General features: G+C 51.8%; 18 protein-coding genes. 11 read left to right on the top strand and 7 right to left on the bottom strand.

The genetic code is table 11. The annotated features are described in order from the left end of the window. Positions 1-170: 170 nt before the first annotated feature. The 5 genes from EKD02_RS09070 to EKD02_RS09090 all read left to right on the top strand — a co-directional run bounded on the left by EKD02_RS09070 (position 171) and on the right by EKD02_RS09090 (position 5,113). A complete protein-coding gene (locus EKD02_RS09070) occupies positions 171-1,370 on the top strand; it encodes a TRC40/GET3/ArsA family transport-energizing ATPase (RefSeq protein ID WP_126385123.1) in 1,200 nt (399 codons plus the stop codon). 139 nt (positions 1,371-1,509) lie between these two features. Then, the gene (locus EKD02_RS09075; protein WP_126385125.1) at positions 1,510-1,929 is read left to right on the top strand and encodes a chlorosome protein C; all 420 of its coding nucleotides are present in this window, start codon (positions 1,510-1,512) and stop codon (positions 1,927-1,929) included. 124 nt (positions 1,930-2,053) lie between these two features. Then, positions 2,054-2,296 carry a bacteriochlorophyll c-binding family protein gene (locus tag EKD02_RS09080; RefSeq protein ID WP_011889581.1) on the top strand — a complete coding sequence of 81 codons (243 nt, stop codon included), beginning with the start codon at positions 2,054-2,056 and terminating at the stop codon, positions 2,294-2,296. Positions 2,297-2,551: 255 nt separating this feature from the next. Next, the gene (locus EKD02_RS09085; RefSeq protein WP_126385127.1) at positions 2,552-3,892 is read left to right on the top strand and encodes a hypothetical protein; all 1,341 of its coding nucleotides are present in this window, start codon (positions 2,552-2,554) and stop codon (positions 3,890-3,892) included. 66 nt (positions 3,893-3,958) lie between these two features. Beyond that, a complete protein-coding gene (locus tag EKD02_RS09090) occupies positions 3,959-5,113 on the top strand; it encodes an ArsA family ATPase (RefSeq protein WP_126385129.1) in 1,155 nt (384 codons plus the stop codon). A 53-nt stretch (positions 5,114-5,166) separates the two neighbouring features. Here the strand turns inward: EKD02_RS09090 and folK are convergent, their stop codons facing one another. After that, entirely contained in the window at positions 5,167-5,688 is a 522-nt protein-coding gene (folK, locus tag EKD02_RS09095) for a 2-amino-4-hydroxy-6-hydroxymethyldihydropteridine diphosphokinase (protein ID WP_126341788.1), read from the bottom strand. A 5-nt stretch (positions 5,689-5,693) separates the two neighbouring features. Next, entirely contained in the window at positions 5,694-6,071 is a 378-nt protein-coding gene (gene folB, locus EKD02_RS09100) for a dihydroneopterin aldolase (protein ID WP_126341787.1), read from the bottom strand. Positions 6,072-6,282: 211 nt separating this feature from the next. Here folB and nadC point away from each other — a divergent pair, with 211 nt between their 5' ends. Then, positions 6,283-7,167, top strand: a complete 885-nt coding sequence (gene nadC / locus EKD02_RS09105; protein WP_126385131.1) for a carboxylating nicotinate-nucleotide diphosphorylase — start codon at positions 6,283-6,285, stop codon at positions 7,165-7,167. Between the two features lie 7 nt (positions 7,168-7,174). Then, positions 7,175-7,546: a holo-[acyl-carrier-protein] synthase gene (locus EKD02_RS09110; RefSeq protein WP_126385133.1), complete on the top strand. Its 372-nt coding sequence runs from the start codon at positions 7,175-7,177 to the stop codon at positions 7,544-7,546. A 174-nt stretch (positions 7,547-7,720) separates the two neighbouring features. Here the strand turns inward: EKD02_RS09110 and tig are convergent, their stop codons facing one another. Next, positions 7,721-9,004 carry a trigger factor gene (gene tig, locus EKD02_RS09115; protein ID WP_041469698.1) on the bottom strand — a complete coding sequence of 428 codons (1,284 nt, stop codon included), beginning with the start codon at positions 9,002-9,004 and terminating at the stop codon, positions 7,721-7,723. An 83-nt stretch (positions 9,005-9,087) separates the two neighbouring features. Next, complete coding sequence (locus EKD02_RS09120) at positions 9,088-10,323, bottom strand: M16 family metallopeptidase (RefSeq protein WP_011889589.1); 1,236 nt, start codon at positions 10,321-10,323, stop codon at positions 9,088-9,090. 175 nt (positions 10,324-10,498) lie between these two features. Here EKD02_RS09120 and EKD02_RS09125 point away from each other — a divergent pair, with 175 nt between their 5' ends. The 4 genes from EKD02_RS09125 to EKD02_RS09140 are packed head-to-tail and all read left to right on the top strand — an operon-like array spanning position 10,499 to position 14,670. Next, positions 10,499-11,488 (top strand): NAD-dependent epimerase/dehydratase family protein, encoded by a 990-nt coding sequence (locus EKD02_RS09125; protein ID WP_126385135.1) that lies wholly within the window; start codon positions 10,499-10,501, stop codon positions 11,486-11,488. A 39-nt stretch (positions 11,489-11,527) separates the two neighbouring features. After that, the gene (gene recA, locus EKD02_RS09130; protein WP_126385137.1) at positions 11,528-12,577 is read left to right on the top strand and encodes a recombinase RecA; all 1,050 of its coding nucleotides are present in this window, start codon (positions 11,528-11,530) and stop codon (positions 12,575-12,577) included. A gap of 9 nt (positions 12,578-12,586) precedes the next feature. Next, the gene (dusB, locus tag EKD02_RS09135) at positions 12,587-13,651 is read left to right on the top strand and encodes a tRNA dihydrouridine synthase DusB (protein WP_126385139.1); all 1,065 of its coding nucleotides are present in this window, start codon (positions 12,587-12,589) and stop codon (positions 13,649-13,651) included. Continuing rightward, a complete protein-coding gene (locus EKD02_RS09140; protein WP_011889593.1) occupies positions 13,648-14,670 on the top strand; it encodes an aspartate-semialdehyde dehydrogenase in 1,023 nt (340 codons plus the stop codon). Before dusB ends, EKD02_RS09140 begins: the two co-directional genes overlap by 4 nt. Before the next feature lie 15 nt (positions 14,671-14,685). Here the strand turns inward: EKD02_RS09140 and EKD02_RS09145 are convergent, their stop codons facing one another. From EKD02_RS09145 to alr, 3 genes are all read right to left on the bottom strand, one after another. Further along, positions 14,686-15,543 carry a hypothetical protein gene (locus EKD02_RS09145; protein ID WP_126385141.1) on the bottom strand — a complete coding sequence of 286 codons (858 nt, stop codon included), beginning with the start codon at positions 15,541-15,543 and terminating at the stop codon, positions 14,686-14,688. Continuing rightward, a complete protein-coding gene (locus EKD02_RS09150) occupies positions 15,543-16,076 on the bottom strand; it encodes a ComEA family DNA-binding protein (RefSeq protein WP_126385143.1) in 534 nt (177 codons plus the stop codon). The genes EKD02_RS09145 and EKD02_RS09150 overlap by 1 nt, the downstream gene beginning before the upstream one ends. 48 nt (positions 16,077-16,124) lie before the next feature. Beyond that, on the bottom strand, positions 16,125-17,049 hold a 925-nt coding region (gene alr / locus EKD02_RS09155), incomplete at its 5' end, for an alanine racemase (protein ID WP_126385145.1).

The following is a 17,049-nucleotide window of genomic DNA, read 5'->3' on the forward strand; positions in this document are numbered from 1 at the left end:
TTGCGTTTCCTTTTGGTCATTTACTTGCTCCTCTTTTGAGCAAGTTACCAACTTAAACAGCTGTCTAAAAATCGGGGGCCACTATAATAGGGTGATATCTTTTGCAGAGTCGCTGGAGTGTTCTATCTTATAATCTTTGATTTTCTTCATTAATCCAGAAAGTCGGGTACATGCGTATTTTAACATTTACAGGGAAAGGCGGCGTTGGGAAAACCAGTGTTTCAGCTGCAACAGCCGTTCGTTTGTCCGAATTAGGTTATCGCACGCTTGTGCTCTCAACCGACCCTGCTCACAGTCTTTCCGACTCTTTCAATATCCCTCTTGGTTCTGATCCGACGAAGATCAAGGAGAATCTGGACGCTATTGAGGTGAACCCCTATGTGGATCTCAAGGAGAACTGGCAGTCCGTACAGAAATATTATACCAGAGTATTCATGGCCCAGGGGGTTTCCGGTGTCATGGCTGATGAAATGACGATTCTTCCGGGTATGGAGGAGCTTTTTTCGCTGCTTCGCATCAAACGATACAAGTCTTCGGGTCTTTATGATGTCATGGTGCTTGATACGGCGCCTACAGGTGAAACATTACGCCTGCTTTCTCTGCCTGAAACCCTTTCATGGGGAATGAAGGCCGTGAAGAATGTGAACAAATATATTGTGCGCCCCCTCAGCAAGCCGCTTTCGAAAATGTCGGACCGGATTGCGCACTACATTCCGCCTGAAGAGGCCATTGCGTCTGTTGATCAGGTGTTTGACGAGCTTGAGGACATCCGCGAAATTCTTACGGACAACGAAAAATCGACAGTTCGTTTGGTGATGAATGCCGAGAAAATGTCCATCAAGGAGACCATGCGGGCTCTTACCTATCTGAATCTTTACGGATTCAAGGTGGATATGGTGCTTGTCAACAGGCTTCTCGACATGAATGAGGACAGTGGATATCTTGAGAAATGGAAAACAATCCAGCAGAAATATCTTGGTGAAATTGAGGAAGGCTTTGCTCCGCTGCCGGTGAACAAACTGAGAATGTACGAGCAGGAGATAGTTGGTCTGCCTGCACTGGAGGCATTTGCCCGCGACATGTACGGGGAGACGGACCCTTCCGATATGATGTATGATGAGCCGCCGATCAAGTTTGTCCGCAACGGTGATGTATACGAGGTTCAGCTGAAGCTGATGTTTGCCAACCCAAGTGACATTGATGTATGGGTGACTGGTGATGAGCTGTATCTGCAGATAGGCAGCCAGCGGAAGGTGATTACCCTGCCGATCAGCTTGACAGGGCTTGAGCCGGGCGACGCCTTTTTCAGGGACAAATGGCTGCATATTCCCTTTGACCTCAATGGTCAGGGCGACCGCAAGGCTGGCTGAAGATGAGCCTTGCCGGGAGGAAAGGAGGTTTGTTTCATGGACCTTTTTTTCTTAATATTCTTTTAATTATATCAGTAGCATTACAATCATAACTGCGGGGTCCCTGCCGGGAGCTCTCGCTTAACAGGAGGTAAAGAAAATGTCCGAATCCTATCAGAAACTGCGCACGACTTTCAAGGATCTTGATTTTGCCGATCGGCTGACATTTCTTGCTGAAGGCACAATGCTTACCGGTCAGAGTGCGGTTGTTGGCGGTCTTGAGCTTGCCGGTTCCGTTGTTGAGACTGTTGCCGGAACTGTGGGGTCGCTGTTTGACGCCACCGGCATCAATAAGCTGTTCGGCCAGCCCGGCGGAGTGGTTGGAGAGACCATTGATCGTGTGACCATTACCGCAAAAGATATATCCCGTTCAGCAGGGGATCTTTATAGTGGTGCTGTCAAAAATGTTGAGAATGTGACGGACACTGCAGCCAAAGCTATTGGTGATGCAGGCGCAAGCGCTGCTGGAGCCGTGAAGAATATGACTGGTTCTTTCCAGGCGCCGAAGGGTGGGAAGTAGGCTTCTCGTTGGAAAAGAAAATCAGTTTGTTTTTCTTGGCTGATTGATTTAAATTGCATTAAAGTTCGTACAGTCATTTGTTTGTAGTTCGTTTTTCAATAAAAAAAAATTCCAAGGAGGAGTTATGAGTGGAGGAGGAGTATTTACCGATATCCTTGCCGCAGCCGGCCGCATTTTTGAGGTTATGGTTGAAGGTCACTGGGAAACTGTAGGTATGCTGTTTGATTCACTTGGTAAAGGCACCATGAGAATCAACCGTAATGCTTATGGTAACATGGGCGGTGGCGCCAGCCTTCGCGGTGGTTCACCTGAGGTTTCAGGTTACGCTGTTCCTACCAAGGCTGTTGAGTCGAAGTTCGCCAAGTAAGCGATACCTCGTAGGTTTAAGATAAAGGCAGTACTGGCTGAAAGTCGGTACTGCCTTTTTTTGTTTATGGCAGCCTCCGGCCTCTTTCCGACTTTTTATGTCCTCCAGTGTGCGTCGGGAATCGGCTGGTATACTTGTTGCCAGTTGTTTTTCTGGCTGTATCCTTGCGTTGCGTAAATTCTATTAGTTTTTCTATTTTAAAGTTTGAGCATCATTCGGGTTGAAAACAGCGAAACGCTATTGGAATCGGACTATATGGCCACTATCACTTTGTATGTATCAGGACAGACCGAGATTGGGGATGTCACGGAATTTTTTCAGAAACACATGGTTGAGCCGGGTGAGAATGTTCTTGCTTTTTTTGATGGTGTTTTTTACGAGTCGCATCAGGAACGGGTTGGAAATATAGCATTTCAGGACTATCTCATTTATTCCGACAAGTCGGTCTACCTCTGGGCACGAGGCGCCAGTAAGGACTATCTTGACCGGTTTGATCTCAGCACGGTAAGCCTCAACAGCAGAAACAAGGATGGTGATTTCGCCACGCTGAACCTCAAGGTTCGTCGTGAAGGGAAGGATCCAGTCTATGTGATTTTTGATATGGTGGAAAGACGAGAGGCTGAGCTTATCGTGAAACTGCACACGGTTATGGAGTCGATGATTGAGTCGCGACTCGGCACCAGTTATCGTGGCGCCATTCCTGATGACTTTGCGGCAGATCTGCAGCATGCCGCTCTGGATGTCTGCCCACCCAGACAGCTGAATATCGCTCTTGAGCCGCCAGCTGATGGCCGGCAGGAGAGTGCCATTGGGTATGGACAGGATCTTCTTGAGCAGTACAAGGCCTCAATAGGATATCAGGCACCTGAGGGTGCGCCTGGTACTCCGGGAATGCCCGGTCCGGGAGCTCCCTTCAATCCTGCTGATGCCATGAAGGGACTTGAGAACATGCTGCCTGCAGGCCCTGAATCGCTCAAGGGAGTTTTAAGCGGTATCAAGGGACTGATAGGCAATGCGCCCTTCAAGCTTCGTGACCAGGTTAAAAAAGATCTTCAGCATGTTCCCGGTGATTTGGCGGCTGTGCTGACAGCCATGAATGAACTGGTTTCCAATATCGCAGGCAACCCGCAGGCGGAGCAGTTTGTCATGACTGCCATTAAAACGGCTGTCCGTAATGACGGTGTGCTGGGAACAATTGGCAATGTGGTAAAAATGACTTCCGGTGGAATGGGGGGGGCGAAGAAATCTGCCGGTGCAGGAAGCTCGCGGCAATCTGCGGGGGATGAGGATGATGACTCCCGTACAATCCGGAGAAAGAAGATTACCATAAAGGACGATGAGGGTGATGATGAACTCAAGAGCCCTGTTTCATCTTCAGCTGACGCACCTCCCGCGCAACGGAAAAAAATAAAGATACAGGCGAATGATGATGAAGTGTCGGAGCTTGTCAAGGATATGATGGAGATGGACGAGCCTCAGGAAAGTCCTGCGGGAAACTCTCAGTCCACCCAGCCGACAAAAAAGATCCGGATTATGGATGAAGGCTCTGATCCGTCCCCTCAGCTTCCTGCGCAGGGCGCTGATTCAGCTTCCTGATCGGCAGTCACTCTGTTTCCTCCAGTCGTTTTACGCGCAAATCTCCTTAATTGATTCGTTAGTATTATGAGAATTATTCTGTATCTGGGCAAAGGTGGCGTTGGTAAAACAACAGTCTCCGCATCCACGGCAACCTCTATTGCCCGAAGCGGGAAAAGGGTGCTCATCATGAGTACCGATGTCGCCCACAGTCTTGCCGATGCCTTCAGCGTAGAGCTGAGCCCGGTGCCTCTTGAGGTTGAAAAAAACCTCTTTGCTATGGAGGTCAATGTTCTTGCTGACATCAGGGAGAACTGGACTGAACTGTATGCCTATTTTTCTTCGATCCTTATGCATGATGGTGCCAATGAAATAGTTGCTGAGGAGCTGGCCATTGTCCCGGGCATGGAGGAGATGATCAGCCTCCGTTATATCTGGAAGGCTGCCAAGTCGGGTGATTACGATGTTGTTATTGTTGACGCGGCTCCTACAGGAGAGACCATGCGCCTGCTTGGTATGCCCGAGTCGTATGGATGGTACACCGAAAAAATTGGTGGATGGCAGTCAAAGGCCATTGGACTTGCGGCTCCGCTGATTTCAAAGTTCATGTCGAAGAAAAACATCTTCCGCCTGATGCCTGAAGTGAACGAGCACATGAAAGAGCTTCATGGCATGCTGCAGGACAAGAGCGTTACCACATTTAGGGTGGTCCTCAATCCGGAAAATATGGTCATCAAAGAGGCGCTGCGCGTCCAGACCTATCTGAACCTGTTCGGTTACAAGCTTGATGCGGCTATTGTCAACAAGATTCTCCCCGATCGTTCGGGTGACAGCTACCTGCAGAGCCTTATTGATTTACAGACCAAGTATCTCCGTATTATTGAAAACTGCTTCTTCCCGCTTCCTATTTTCAGGGCAAAACAGGCGACAGCGGAGGTCATCAATGCTGACCGGCTGCACGAATTAAGCAAAGAGATGTTCGGTGACAAAAATCCGGCTGATGTTCTCTATACAAATGACAGAACGCAGACGCTGGAGAAGATTAACGGAAAGTATGTTTTGAGCCTTTATCTGCCGAATGTAGAGGTGACGAAGCTCAATGTGAACATTAAGGGCGATGAGCTTTTGGTGGATATCAATAATTTCCGCAAGAGCATTATTCTTCCCAATGTGCTGGTGGGACGGAAGACTGAAGGGGCGGACTTTGCTGAAGGAAACCTCAATATTACCTTTGCCAACTGAGCGATAGGCGAGGCAAGGCTTTTTGCCAGAGAATGAACACAATTCGGGTCGCCTTACGGGCGGCCCTTTTTTATGTTGAGCTGGTTTTGGATGCGGATTGGCACTGAGGGGTCGGGACAGCTGGCGAGAAGCTCACTGGCCTTTTTCTTCATGACCGGATGCATGGGGTTGCCGGTGTCAAGCAGAGGGACCAGCACAAATTTCCGGCGGTGCAGTTCGGGGTGGGGTATACTGAGGGTTTCGGTGCTGATGGTGCTGTCGTCGTAAAGGAGAAGATCAAGGTCAATGACCCGCGGGCTCCATCGACGGTAGATTTCAGGTCGGCCGAGTTCCTGTTCAATTGTTTTGCAGCGGAGACGGAGCTCTTCGGGTTCAAGTGTGGTGCTGACAAGGATGACACCATTGTAAAACCGGTTCTGCTCCTCTTCGCCGACTGGTTCAGTTTCGTAGATGCGGGATGCGGCCGAAACGGTTATTTCTTCAAGTGCCGAGAGCCTGTGCAGGGCTTCCTGGAGGTGGTTGAACCGGTCTCCAATGTTCGAGCCGATGCCGATATATGCGGTGTGCTGTTCCATCGGCTTCAGTGACGGGCTGCCGTGAAGTCGGCCTCGGCATAGTCGCAGATGCCGTCAACGGGCGGGTTGCGTTTGCGTACCCTGACGCTGACCCGGTCAACTATCTCGAAGTCCCTCAGCAGGTCAGTTGCTATTTCGAAGGAAACCGCCTCTATGAGAAAGTATTTCTTCATGGTCAAGGCTTCGCGGATGCGGCTGTAGACCGCTCCGTAATCAACGGTCCTGGTAAGGTCGTCATGCTCTGCTGCACCGGTGAAGTCGAAGGTGAGCTCAACATCAACTTCATACTTCGCCCCTACCCGGTGTTCTTCCTTGAGGACACCGTGATGAGCATAGAAGACCATGTTTGAGAGACGGACACAGGAGCTTGTTCTGTTCGGCATTATGCGTGTGATAGTTGTTGAGGGGTCTTGCTGACTTGATGACCGCTTTAAAGCTAACAATGTTGCCGGGAATTGTTGCACCTGAAAACGAAAAACATATGGAGCGGCCTTCTGGCTTTTTGGAGAGCATCGGGGAGCGGAAAAAGTGTTACTTTACACTGCCCGCACAAGAAAGGAGACGGGAGACGATACGCATTATAAAAGAAGATGAATGAGTATGATACAGAAAGATTGCAGCGATTTTTATGAGGGGTGCCGTTCGCGGGCGATAATGCTCGCGCTTGAAGAGGACCGTTATACAGGCGACATCACTACCATGGCAACCATTGAGGATGGGCAGAAGGGGAGTGCAGTCGTTCGGGCCAAGGAGGATGGCGTGGTAGCCGGCCTTGAGGCTGCCAGGCAGGTGTTTGCAGCCTGCGACCCGTCGCTCTCGGTGGTTCTTCATTGTGCCGACGGGGACAGGGTGAAGAAAGGTGCTGTTGTGATGGATGTGAAGGGGCCGCTTGCCCCGCTTCTTCTCGGAGAGCGGACAGCACTGAATTTTATGCAGCGTATGTCGGGTATTGCTACCCGAACCAGAGAGTTTGTGGATAGGGTTGCGCACACCGGGGCCAGCATTCTTGACACACGCAAAACTGCACCGGGACTGCGGTATTTTGACAAGGATGCGGTCAGGATAGGAGGTGGAGTGAACCACCGGTTCGGTCTGTTTGACATGATTCTCATCAAAGACAATCACAGTGATGCGTCAGGGGGTATCGGTCCGGCACTGAACCGTGCCCGCATGTTTCGCGAAAAGCATCAGCTTGATGTGAAGATTGAAGCTGAGGTCCGTTCGCTTGATGAACTGAGCAGTGCTCTGGCGGCAAGACCGGACAGGATTCTGCTCGATAATTTTTCTCTCGATCTCATGAGAGAGGCTGTTGAGTATGTGCACTCAATGCCCAACAAGGTTGAGCTTGAGGCTTCCGGCAACATGAGCCTGCACAATGTTCGCGAGGTCGCTGAGACGGGAGTTGACTTTATTTCCGTAGGGGAACTGACGCACAGCGTTCGGGCACTTGACCTTTCCATGACCATAGACCTGGGATGAGCAACCAATGGAAATAGGGGTCGATATTGTTGAGCTGGAGCGCATTGAGCGGGCGCACAACCGTTACGGCAGGAAGTTTCTTGCGAAGTTCATGACTCAGCCTGAAATAGAGCTATGCCTTGCCAAACCTTCGCCTGTTGCCAGCATTGCCGGCAGGTTTGCCGCCAAGGAAGCTGTTGTAAAGGCTCTTGGTACGGGGATTTCCGGTGGTGTTTTCTGGAAGAGTTTTGAGGTGCTGAACGACAGTCGGGGCCGGCCTGTCGTCACTCTCCTCGACAAGGCCTGTTTCCCCCCGGGTTGCGTCATCAAAATCTCCATCTCCCACGACCGCCACTCAGCCATTGCAGCCGCCCTCCTCCAAACTAGGGGACGTTGTTGAATATCGTGAATAACTATAAGTGCAATGAGCTGAAAATAAGCTTCTTTTAATCGTTTCGCTCATTGTGCTGCTGAACAGCTGCCCCTGACTTTTTTGGGTAAGAAACAGTAAAGGCAGGCTTCCTCGAACGGGAGCCTGCCTTTTGTCTGTGTGACTTTTCTGCAGAAGTGATCTTTATCCCCTATGCTCGGGAACGGGTGTTGGTTCATCGGTGATTGTCACCTTTTCGCGGATGATTTCGTAGATCTTCTCCTTGGTGATGCTGTCGGTGATGTAGTCGCGGAACTCTGCGGACATGTAGGTTTTTATGAGTTCCTCGGCATTCATGGCGGTGTTTTTCGCTGCTTCTTTTTCAGCAAATGCCTTGATCTCTTCTTCGCCGATTTCAAGGTTGTTCATTTCGCCGATTTTCTGGCTTATGATCAGCCACTGGGCATGCTTTTCGGCATTGGGCGCCATGGCAAGCTCAAACTGCTCGGTGTCAAAGGCTTTGGGGAAATTACCGCCCATCTGGCGTTTCGCATTTTCCATGAGCATGTTCGAGAACGATGCAACCATCGCTTTCGGGGTCGGAACCGGGTTCTCTTCAATCAGTTTTGCAGAGATGGCTTCGGTCAGCTCCTCTTCGGATTTCATGTTGAAGTGCTCCTCAAGCTGTATGCGTACATCGGCTCTGAAGTTGGCAACATTGTCAAACCGTTCGCCGGTTATTTCCTTGACAAGCTCGTCAGTCAGCTCGGGAAGTTCCATCCGTTTGACTTCGCCTATGGTGACTTTGAAATGCGCAGGGGCATCTCCCTCGTTTCTGCCGGGGGTTTCAACCGTGAGCGTCACGCCGGCTTTCTGGCCTTCAAGCGCTTTACGGAAGGGGTTGTCCTCGGGAAGGTATTCAAGGTTGAAGTGGTGGTTTTCAGTTTTGCCGTCTTCTTCCTCTTCGCCTGCGTCATTGAGTTTGACTACATCGCCAATGACTGTATCGGCGGCCTGCGCTGCTTCCTCTACGGTCAGCATGGTGCCGTGGCCTTTGAGAATCATGTTGATCTCTTTCTGTACAGCCTCGTCGTCGATGGTGTAGACGGCGCGCTTGAACTCATAGCCGCTGTAGTCTTTCAGTTCAAACTCCGGGTGCACCTCATAGCCAAGGGTAACAGTCAGTTTTTCGGGTTCAAAGGTGAAGTCTTTGATGCCTGCACGGCTTGCTGGTTTGATTTTGGCCTCTTCGATGATTGGGCCGAAATGCTCTGATGCCATTTTTTCTGCAATCGTAGCCTCTATGGATGGACCTGCCAGTTTTTTGATCAGGCTGAGCGGGGCATGCCCTTTACGGAAGCCCTTGATCTGGATTGATTTTTTGGCCTCGGTGAGTTCCTTGTCGTATTCGGGAGCAAATTCTTCCGCGGAAAAAATAATCTCAAGCTCCTGCTCGGTTTCGCTGATGTTCTTGATATTCTGTTGCAAGGCTCGTAATGGTTTGTTTGTCAATGTTAAAAACGCAAAGTGCAAAAGATACAAATTAATACCGGCATTAAAAACAGTTGTCCTCAGCGGGAGGGTTTATGGACAAGGGTTGATATTGGCGCTTCATGCAGGATGAGTGAGGCTGCCCGGGCTACTTCGTTGGGGGTTACTGCATCAATTGCGGCTGCAGTTTCTTCGGGAGAAATATGGTGGCCGAAATAGGAGAGGTCGCCGGCCATATGCGACATTCTCCGGGTCATTTTCTCCATGCCCATGATATGTGAGCCGAGGAGTTTTGATTTTGCCGTTTCAATCTCTTCCGGGTCGGGATTGCAGAGGGCACTGCTGTGGAGCAGCTCGCCGATGAGTTTCAGTGTGGTTTCCGTTTTGGCCATGTCGGTTCCCGTATAGATGTTCAGGGCCGTCAGGTCTTCAAGAAAAGAGAGGGATGAGTAGGCGGTATAGGCAAGACCCCGTTTTTCCCGCAGTTCAAGGTTGAGCAGCGAACTCATGCCGTTGCCGAGCATGGAGTTGAGAACCATCAGGCTGTAATGGAGCGGGTCATGACGCGGAATGGCGGTTCCCAGCACAATCTGTGATTGTGATATCCGTTTTTTCAGGCTTTTCTGAAACGGCCTGTAATCCTTTGCAGTAAACGGAATGCGCACGGCTGCATCTGCGGGTGCGGCACGGAGTTCCCCGAGAAAGCGTTCGCTCAGCCGCAGGATTTCATGGTGCTGAACATCGCCGGTAGCGGTGATAATCATTTTCTCAGGCACGAAGTGGTGCCGCATGAAGCGGTTGAGGTCGTCAACGGAGATATTCTCAACGCTTTCCTCGGTGCCGAGTATCTGCTGGCCAAGGGGATGGCGGGGAAAGGATCGCAGGTCAAACTCCTCAAAGACGATCTCTTCGGGTGTATCATTGACGCTGCTGATCTCTTCAATCACCACCTCTTTTTCTTTTTCAATCTCTTCGGGAGGAAAGACGGGGTTGGAGGCCAGATCGGCAAGCAGATCGAAGGATGTTTCCAGGTGCCGGGTCAGGCAGCGGAGATAGATGCAGATATGCTCCTTGGTGGTGTAGGCATCAAGATACCCGCCGTTTTTTTCAATATTGCGGGCTATGTCGAGATAAGAACGCCTTCCCGTTCCTTTGAAAACGGCATGTTCAACAAAATGCGCCAGACCTTCGCGCCCTTCAGGGTCGTCCCGCGATCCTGCCTCGATAAGAATGCCCAGCGTGACGCTCTGGACGGAGGGAATGCGGTCGGTTGCTACGCGAAGTCCGTTGGATAGTCTGCCCTCTTCAAAAATCATTCTGCCCTCTTTCAATAGTATAAGTTGAGTCCCAATGTACTTTTTATTCCTTTCCCGATGAATCCCTCAATTCCCCCTAATTGGAGGCAGGCGGTTTTGCAAAAAGTTGCTACATTGATTGACAAGGACCGGCCCTTGCCGGTCAGTATGTCTGTGATAATTTTCTGGTGTTTTTATGCCCGTTTCGACAGTTGTCATTACCGGTGCAACCGGGTATATAGGATCTCAGCTGCTTCTGTCGCTTTTGTCGGGCTTTTCTGATGAGGTCCGTATCCGGGTGGTTGCTCGCGAGAGTTCGGAGTGCGGGCTTTTTGAGGGGCTTCCCGTTGAGGTCGTCCGGGCTGATATCGGCGACCAGCTTGCTCTGAATGAGGCGTTCAGCGGCGCTGACACCGTCTTTCATTGTGCGGGTTTTATTTCGTATTCCCGGCATTTCCGTCATGAGCTGTATGCTGTCAATGCAGTTGGGAGTGCCACTGTTGTCAATGCCTGTCTTTTCAACCGCGTGCGGCGGCTGGTGATGACCAGCTCCATTGCAGCGGCAGGGGTTCCGGAGGATGGCTCTCTTGTGACTGAGGCCTCTTCGTTTCAGGACTGGCAGCATCGGAATGGTTATGCGGAGTCGAAGCATCTTGGTGAACTGGAGGGTCTGCGGGGAGTGGCTGAAGGTCTGGAGGTTGTGACTCTCAGTCCCGGTGTTGTGATTGGCCGCGATCCTCTGAACCCGGCTTCGCTCAGTTCCTCCAACGAGGTGCTTCGCATGGTTCATAAGGGGCTTGTGCCTGTTTTCCCAACCGGTGGAACCGGTTTTGTGGATGTTCGTGATGTTGCAGATGCACTTATTGCCGGCTGGCGGAAAGGAAAGTCAGGAGAACGGTACCTTGTTGTTGGCCACAACCTTCTTTTCAGTGAGCTTTTCGGGCGAATCGGCGATCTTCGGGGAAGCGCCGGAATACAGGCGTTTCCATTGCCCGGGTGGCTGGGTATGGTGGCCGCTTCCGGCGGAGAACTGTATTCCTTGTTTCTCAATCGCCCCTCTTTCATAAGCCTTGAGAGCATAGGCCTCGCTTCACGCAGGCTTTTCTACAGCAACAGTCTTTCAATAGAGGAACTTCAGGTCACTTACCGGCCGCTTGAAGAGACCCTTAGGAGTGCAGTAACCTGACGAGCCGGATTTTTTTGACACCTATACCCCAAACGCACCATGGATACAACCAGCAAAAAAGAAAAGAAGGTTCCGGGCATTGATCCGGCAAAACTCAAGCAGCTTGATCTGGCGGTTGACTCTCTTGAGAAACAGTTCGGCAAGGGCGCTATCATGCGTCTTGGCGATGATTCGGCGGTCATGCAGGTGCAGGCGATTTCAACGGGTTCAATGACGCTTGATTTCGCGCTTGGTGTTGGCGGCCTGCCCCGCGGCAGGGTGACGGAGATTTACGGACCGGAATCGTCCGGAAAAACCACGCTTGCCCTTCATGTTATTGCAGAGGCGCAGAAGGCAGGTGGCATTGCTGCCATTGTTGATGCCGAGCATGCTTTTGACCCTTCCTATGCCCGCAGGCTTGGTGTTGACATCAACGCCCTGCTTATCAGCCAGCCGGAATCGGGCGAGCAGGCTCTGTCGATTGTTGAAACGCTTGTCAGAAGCGGTGCTGTTGATGTTGTTGCGATTGATTCGGTTGCTGCTCTTGTGCCTCAGGCTGAGCTGGAGGGTGAGATGGGAGATACGGTTGTGGGCCTGCAGGCCAGGCTGATGAGCCAGGCGCTTCGCAAGCTGACCGGGGCAATTTCAAAGTCGAGCTGTTCATGCATTTTCATCAACCAGCTTCGCGACAAGATTGGGGTGATGTATGGCAGTCCGGAAACCACTACCGGTGGCAAGGCTCTGAAATTCTACTCTTCTGTCCGTCTTGACATCCGAAGAATTGCACAGCTGAAGGATGGCGATGCCATTATCGGCAATCGTACGAAGGTGAAGGTTGTGAAGAATAAGGTGGCTCCTCCCTTCAGGATTGCTGAGTTTGACATTCTCTATGGTGAGGGCATTTCAATGCTTGGTGAATTGATTGATCTTGCAGTGGAGTTTGGCGTGGTGAAGAAGGCAGGTTCATGGTTCAGCTACGGCCCTGATAAGCTCGGGCAGGGACGCGAGGCTGTCAAGAAGGCTTTGGGCGAGGACAAGGAGCTGTTTGAGAAGGTCCATGGCCAGGTGAGGGAGCTGATGATGGGCAAACCTGAAGTTCTGAAGCCGTAGGCAGTCAGTATGAAGATAGGGTCGTTGGATATAGACCGCCCGGTTATTCTGGCTCCTATGGAGGATGTCACTGACCGGGCTTTCCGGCAGCTCTGCAAGCGCCATGGGGCGGATATTGTCTATACGGAGTTCGTCAGTGCCGAGGCGTTGCGGCGGGGTGTGGAAAAAACGACGCGCAAGCTGATTGCCGACCCTGTTGAGCGGCCTATTGCCGTACAGATATTCGGGAGCACGGTGGAGTCGATGACTGAGGCGGCCCGTATTGCCGAGTCGTTCGAGCCGGATTATCTGGACATCAATTTCGGGTGTCCGACCAAAAAGGTGGCTGGCAAGGGGGCGGGTGCCGCACTGTTGAAGGAGCCGGAAAAAATGGCGGCCATTACGGAGGCTGTGGTGCGCGCAGTCAACATTCCCGTTACGGCTAAAACAAGGCTGGGCTGGGATCGCGACTCCATCAACATCATCGATGTGCTCCGCCGTCTTGAAGATGCGGGCATTCAGGCGCTTGCGCTGCATGGGCGGACCCGGAGCGAGATGTATAAGGGACGGGCCGATTGGGACTGGATTGCCGAAGCGGTCAGGCACGCATCTATTCCTGTTATTGCAAACGGAGATGTCTGGAGCCCGGAAGATGCGCTGCAGATGTTCAACCACACAGGTGCCGAGGGGATTATGATCGGGCGGGGTGCCATCGGTAATCCATTTATTTTTTCGGGTACCCGGCATCTATTGAAGACAGGAAACCTGCCTTCACTGCCGGATTTCCGTGACCGGATAGAGGCGGCACTTGAGCATCTTGAGCTTTCGGTGCAGTTCAAGGGAGAACGGTATGGAACGCTGGAAATGCGCCGCCATTATTCTACCTATCTGAAGGGTCTGCCAAAGGTGTCGGTGGTGCGCAACAAACTTGTACGGGAGGAGAGTCCGGAGCAGGTGGCTTCCATTCTTCTTGATTACAGGGAAGAGTGCGAGGGGTACCGGCGTGAGGGGAAAATAGGTGAGTATGCGGAGTACCTGAATGATCATTCAGAAAAACTTGTCTTGAATTATAAAGCAACCAGTAAACATATATGAACAACAGAAATTCGGGATGTCGTGTGGCGGTATTTGGTGCAACAGGCCTTGTGGGCCGCACGATGCTTCAGATTCTTGAAGAGAGAAATTTTCCTGCCACTGATATTGTCCCTCTGGCTTCACCGCGGAGCTTGGGGCAGACGGTGTCGTTTCGTGGTAAAGAATATCCACTTCAGGTGCCTTCTGCCGAGGCGTTTGAGGGGGTTGACATAGCGCTGTTTTCAGCCGGTGGATCGGCCAGTCTGGAATGGGCTCCGGTGGCGGCTACCGCAGGGGCTGTGGTGATTGATAATTCGTCGGCATTCAGAATGGCCGAGGGTGTGCCTCTGGTGGTTCCGGAGGTGAATCCGGAAGCCATATTCAAAGAGGACGGTACGCCGGAAATGATTATCGCCAACCCCAACTGCTCAACAATCCAGATGGTGGTGGTTCTCAAACCGCTTCAGGACCGGTACGGGTTGAAACGGGTGGTGGTGTCAACCTACCAGTCGGTTACCGGAAAAGGTAAAGCGGGTCGTGATGCTCTTGAAAGCGAGCTTGCCGGTGAAGAACAGGAGGAGTTCACCCATTTCCATCAGATTGCCTTCAATGCCGTCCCCCAGATCGATTCGTTTACCGAGAACGGCTACACCAAGGAGGAGATGAAGATGGTCAACGAGACCCATAAGATTCTTGGTGACAGTACTCTTGCCGTTTCTCCGACAACGGTTCGCATTCCGGTGTATGGTGGTCACGGTGAGTCTCTGAATGTGGAACTCGGGAAAGATTTTGAGATTGAAGAGGTGCGTGAACTGCTTCGCCATTCTCCCGGCATTGTGCTGCAGGATGATCCCTCGGCCCGGCTCTATCCGATGCCGCTGACATCGTATGAAAAAGATGATGTGTTTGTGGGACGGATTCGCCCTGATTACTGGCAGCCGAGAACCCTCAATATGTGGGTGGTTGCTGATAACCTGCGAAAAGGGGCTGCCACCAATGCTGTACAGATTGCAGAAGTGGTGCTGGCAGGGAAAGCCTAGCGCCCCATCCTGCTGTTAAGCCAGCGCCATCAGTCCTGCAGCAATTGCCTTGACTGCAGAGGATGAAAGGGCCTTAGTGTTTTTTAACCCGCTGATGGCTATTGACTGCGGGAGTGAGAGCGGGGCAAAGTCAAGCCCCGTTTCTTTTTTAATAAGCTTTCTGAAGCCTTTTTTTATTCCGGTATCGGCTGCCTGTATCACAATCTCTTTGGATAGGGGCGCATCCTGCAGCTCCTTTATGGTGAAGTATTCCGCTTCGTCATGGCTGTTGACCGGCCGATAAGCAAAATGGTTGAGTTTCCCTCTGTTTGCTATAAGGAGCATGACATGGTCACCGGTTATCTCAATGATGGCCTGTGGTTCGCTGCAGTATTCGTTCATTGAGAGGAACGGGAGGATGTGTGACCCTTTGAAAATGATGGGATGGTTTTCCATCAACTGCTTTTCAGCTGATTTCATGCAGGCGTCTGAGTAAAAGAGAAGCAGGCTTTTTTCGTATGCTGTCTCCCTGCCGTTTTCGCTGTATGCAATGGCGTCGCACAGGTGCCCGTCGGGATTGTCAAGGAAATAGGCCGCCTCTATGCGGGAGTACTTCTGGCGCGTTTCAGGGGTTGCGTTGTGGGCAAAATATGCGGGCAGCGGGTGCAGGGTGTCGTGGGAGACGGTGATCGCCATGTTTTCGCCCCCCCACTGTGCTGCATATGATTCCAGCTTTTTCAAGAGACGCGCTCCCTGAGGTGAGGTGATGTCAGTTCGTCCAAAGGGGAATGAACGGTAAGCGGAGAGGATTCGCCCTTCTCCTGTAGAGCTTTTCAGTCGGACAATGCTCGATTCGTCAGCATCTATGGTACATGCAACAATACTTTGGCTCATTATTCCAGCGACAGATGCCTTTTTAGAATTTCAAGTTTTTTCAGGCCGACTCCCTTGACTTTGAGGAGCTCATTGAATGTTGTTATGCGTCCGCCGTTTTCGGTTCGGAAGGCAATGAGCCGTTCGGCCATGACCGGGCCTATCCCTTTGATCTGCTGCAGTTCCTCACTTCCCGCCCGGTTGAAAACAACAGTTCCGGTAAAGGGCTTTTTGGTGGCTTTGCGCGCCAGTTTCTCTTCATTTCTGTTAAGCCTTGATGGTGTTTTTTCAAGGCTCTCGGTCACTATTTGTGCTACCCTTGCCTGATCACGCACTGCAAGCTGTATAAGGCTGTCGGTTTCAGCGTCGCTGAAGATGGCAGCCTCGGCCCGCTGCAGGGCTGTGGCTTCCAATTCACTTGACTGGAAGGTGCGAAGCACAACGCCCAGCACCAGAAATGCCAGCAGTGTCGAGATGGTCAGTATTTCTGCCCGCGTAAGGCTGAGCTTTTCCGAAAGTCGTTCCAGAGGGTTCATTTCGTGGGGGATCGTCATGACTTTACTTCAAAATACGCTTTCCGGTTGATGAAAGCGAACGGGGAATTACCTGAATATCCGATCTGCTCTCCTGGAGACAGCGCAGAGAATTTCGTAACTGATTGTGTTGGAAAGGTCTGCAAGGGTTTCGGCTGTTGTGGGGCCTTCCCAGCCGAAGAGTATGACCCTGTCGCCGACTTGGGCGGTGCTGCTGGTTCCGAGGTCCACCATGATCTGGTCCATGGTGATGGTTCCCACCTGCGAGAAACTCTGGCCGTTCGCAGTCACCCGGGCTCCTTTGCCGGAGAGAGCTCTCGGATAGCCATCTGCGTAGCCGGCTGCAATGGTGGCTATGGTTGTTGTGGCGGGTGCCCTCCAGGTGCGGCAGTAACTGATGGTTGAGCCGGAAGGGACGGTTTTCAGGAAAGCAATTTTCCCCTCCACCTGCATGACCGGTTTGAGGCTGAGTCTTGTTCCTGTTTCTTTTGCGGGATGGTAGCCGTAGAGCGTTATGCCGGGGCGCACCATGTCAAGGTTTGCTTCAGGCAGGGAGAGAATGGCGCCGCTGTTGGCCGCATGCCTGAGAACCTGCTTTCCGGAGCTGTGTTCGTATTCGGATGCAAGTGAGAGAAAATCGCGAAGTTGCCTGCGGGTGAATTCCATGTCCCCGGAACTGTCTGCGAAATGGGTATAGATGCCTTTCACCTCAATGCCAGGGCATTGTTCGGAAGCCCGGAGCAGTTCCATGGCGGCCGCAGGGGGGAGACCCAGACGACCCATGCCGGTGTCGACCTTGATGTGGACCCTCAGTTTTTTTCCGGTTGCCGCTGCATGGCTTTCCGCCGCAAAGAGGGTTTCCTTGTTGCAGAGGGTCATTTCAATGCCATGCTTCAGATAAAAGGGGATCTGGGAGGAGAGGGGAGAGGCAAAGGCAAGGATTGATGCTGGTTTTTTCAGCGCTCTGCCGGTCTGCAGCTCAATGGCTTCCTGG

Origin of the sequence: Chlorobium phaeovibrioides (assembly GCF_003968655.1) — a bacterium.
Classification (GTDB): domain Bacteria; phylum Bacteroidota; class Chlorobiia; order Chlorobiales; family Chlorobiaceae; genus Chlorobium; species Chlorobium phaeovibrioides.